At 70.7% G+C, this 3,383-nt stretch carries 2 protein-coding genes; both read left to right on the top strand.

Annotation, left to right across the window (positions count from 1 at the left end):
- Positions 1–296: 296 nt before the first annotated feature.
- Entirely contained in the window at positions 297–2,438 is a 2,142-nt protein-coding gene (locus AC08ON_RS17315) for an ABC transporter ATP-binding protein (RefSeq protein ID WP_476617358.1), read from the top strand.
- A partial coding sequence (locus AC08ON_RS17310) for an ABC transporter transmembrane domain-containing protein (protein WP_476617357.1) occupies positions 2,330–3,383 on the top strand: 1,054 nt, incomplete at its 3' end. The genes AC08ON_RS17315 and AC08ON_RS17310, both read left to right, overlap by 109 nt.

The following is a 3,383-nucleotide window of genomic DNA, read 5'->3' as shown; positions in this document are numbered from 1 at the left end:
GGCCGGGACACCGCGGTGAGGCTGGGACGCGGCGGCTTTGGCGTCTCGTCCCTTCCTTCGCGTCCGATCCGGACCGGCGTCACGCGGGTACCGAATCGGACCTGACGACCTGGAGGCCCACCGCGAGCTCCGAAGCATCGTCCGCTGACACGGCCCGTCCCTCGCACGGACCGCCGGATCGGCCGGACCCCAGTCCGCATCCGGCTCCGGGTCCCGTCGAGTGATCGCAGTTGCCCAGTCCACGCCCACGGCCCCAACCAGCCGAGGAGCCTGCCGCGCCCGGGCCGGAGAAACCGGTGGCCGGCTGGCTGCGCAGGATTCTCCGCGAGATCCTCGTGTACCGCCGCAACGCCGCCTTGGCCTTCGGCGCCGCGCTGCTCGGCACGCTCGTCACGGCCGCCGTCCCGTTGGTCGAGCGGCAGGTCATCGACAACGTCGTCGTCACGCACCGCCACTCTCTCGCACCCTACGTCGCCATTCTGCTCGGGGCCGGGGTCGTCGTCTTCGCCGCCGCGTTCGTCCGACGCTACGTCGGTGGTCGGCTCTCCCTCGACGTCCAGTATGATCTGCGCGACGCCGTCTTCAGCGCCATCGAGCGCCTCGACGGGGCCCGGCAGGACCAGCTCCAGACCGGGCAGGTGGTGAGCCGGGCGATCTCGGACGTCACCGTGGTCCAGGGTCTGCTGTCCTACCTGCCGATGATGAGCGGCAACCTGGTGCTCTTCGTCGTGTCCCTTGTGGTGATGGCCTGGCTGTCCCCGCTGCTCACCGTCATCGCGCTCGCGCTGGGGCCGGCGCTGTTCATCGTCGGCTACGGCGCCCGACGCACGGTCTTCCCGGCGACCTGGGCGGCGCAGCAGCAGGCTGGCGAGGTTGCCGGAGTGGTCGAAGAAGCCGTCGCCGGCGTCCGGGTGGTGAAGGGGTTCGGACAGGAGGCCCGCGAGCTGGACCGGCTGGCGGTGGACGCCCGGTGGCTGTTCGCGCTTCGGATGCGTGCGGTGCGCATCACCAGCAGGTTCGGTGCGGCGATGCAGGCCGTTCCCGCGCTCGGTCAGGTCGCGGTGCTGGCGCTCGGCGGCTGGCTGGCGCTGACGGACCGGATCACCCTCGGTACCTTCCTCGCGTTCAGCACCTATCTCGGCGCCCTGATCGGGCCGACGCGGACCCTCGCCGGTCTGCTCACCGTGGGCCAGCAGGCCAAGGCCAGCACGATACGCATCTTCGAGATCATCGATTCGCAGCCGGCGATCATGGACCGGCCGGACGCCGTGCGCCTTGGCCGGATCCGCGGGCTGGTCGACCTGGACAGTGTCACGTTCGGCTACGTTCCGTCTCGCCCCGTGCTGCGGGACGTGAGCCTGCGGATCGAACCGGGGGAGACGGTCGCCCTCGTCGGCACGTCCGGTTCGGGCAAGTCGACGGTTGCGATGCTGCTGCCGCGGTTCTACGACCCCCAGGCCGGGACGGTCCGCCTTGACGGTGTGGACATCCGCACGGTGACACTGTCGTCGCTGCGGGCGCAGATCGGGGTCGTCTTCGAGGACAGTTTCCTGTTCTCCGACACGGTGCGCGCGAACATCGCCTACGGCCGGCCGGGTGCCACGGACGACCAGATCATCGCGGCTGCGCGGGCGGCGCAGGCGGACGTCTTCATCCGCGGCCTGCCCGACGGCTATGACACCGTCGTGGGAGAACAGGGCCTGACTCTCTCCGGCGGCCAGCGCCAGCGCGTCGCGCTCGCCCGCGCGCTACTCACCGATCCCCGCGTCCTGCTCCTCGACGACGCGACCTCGGCCGTGGACGCCCGGATCGAGGCCGAGATCCATGACACGCTTCGGACGATCATGCGTGGCCGCACCACTCTGCTCATCGCGCACCGGCGCTCCACCCTGCGCCTCGCCGGCCGGATCGCCGTGCTCGACGCCGGCCGGATCGTCGACGTCGGGACAGAGGCCGAACTGACGGCCCGATGTCCTCTGTTCCGCCATCTGCTCGCCGGCCCCGGCGAGGGCCTTTCTGACCAGCTCTCGTCCCCGGCCCCCGACCCCGGCCTTTCTTGCCTGTCCAGAGGGATAAATCAGACGCAAAAGGCTCTGGACAGGCAAGGAAGTAGGCAAGGGAAAGGAAAGGGAAATGGTCTCCGGGGTGGTGCTACCCGGGGCGGTCTCGGCCGGGAGCTCGGCGGCGGGGGCCCCTTCGGTGACATGCCGGCGACCCCCGACCTGCTCGCCCGGGTCGACGCCCTGCCCCCGGCGCTCGACGAGCCGCGGGTCGACCAGGCTGCGGCGGCCGCCCCGACCCGGCATTCTCGCTGCACCGGCTGCTGGCCGTGGTCCGCTGGCCGCTCATCCTGGGCCTGCTGCTGCTGGTGGCGGCAGACGCCGTCGCGGGTCTCGCCCTGCCGGCGTTGGTGCGGCATGCCGTCGACGCCGGCGTGAGCGTCGGGGCACGTGACGTCCTGTTCGCCACCGCCGGTGTCGCGCTGGCGGTGGTGCTGGTCAACTGGGCGGTGCAGGTGTGGCAGACCCGTGTCACGGGCCGGATGGGGGAGCGGCTGCTCTACATCCTGCGGGTGAAGACCTTTGCGCAGCTGCAGCGCCTCGGACTCGACTACTACGAGCGCGAGCTCGCCGGCCGGATCATGACCCGGATGACGACCGATGTCGACGCCCTGTCGACCTTCCTGCAGACCGGCCTGACCACCGCCATCGTCAGCCTGCTGTCCTTCTTCGGCGTCCTGGTGGCGTTGATCGTGCTGGACGCCGAGCTCGGCCTGGTCGTCGTCGCCGTACTGCCGATCCTGATCGTGGCGACGGTGGTGTTCCGGCGTCGTTCCTCCGCCGCCTACACCGAGTCCCGGGAACGGGTCAGCGCCGTCAACGCATCGCTGCAGGAGAACCTGACCGGGCTGCGCATCGCCCAGGCGTTCGGCCGGGAAGCGGTCAACCAGGTGAGGTTCCGCGAGCTCGCGGACAGCTACCGCCGCTCGCGGCTGCGGGCACAACGGATGATCGCTCTCTACTTCCCGTTCGTCGAGTTCCTCTCCCGGATCGCGGGTGCTCTCGTGCTGGGAATCGGCCCCCACCTGGCCGTCGGCGGATCCCTGTCGCCGGGAGCACTACTCGCGTTCCTGCTCTACGTGGACCTCTTCTTCGCGCCGGTGCAGCAACTGTCCCAGGTGTTCGACGGTTATCAGCAGGCCCGGGTCGGTCTGCGCCGGCTTTCCGAGTTGCTGCGGACTCCGACCTCGACGCCGTCGGCCGAGTACCCGCGACCGGTCGGACGGCTGGCCGGCGAGGTGGTCCTGGACGGCGTCCGGTTCGCCTACGTGGGAGGCACCGCCGCGCGGACGGAGAACGCGGGGCCGGGGGGAAACGCGGGGC

The organism is Frankia sp. CoWAU3 (assembly GCF_977971855.1).
This window is presented reverse-complemented; position numbering and strand designations above follow the sequence as displayed.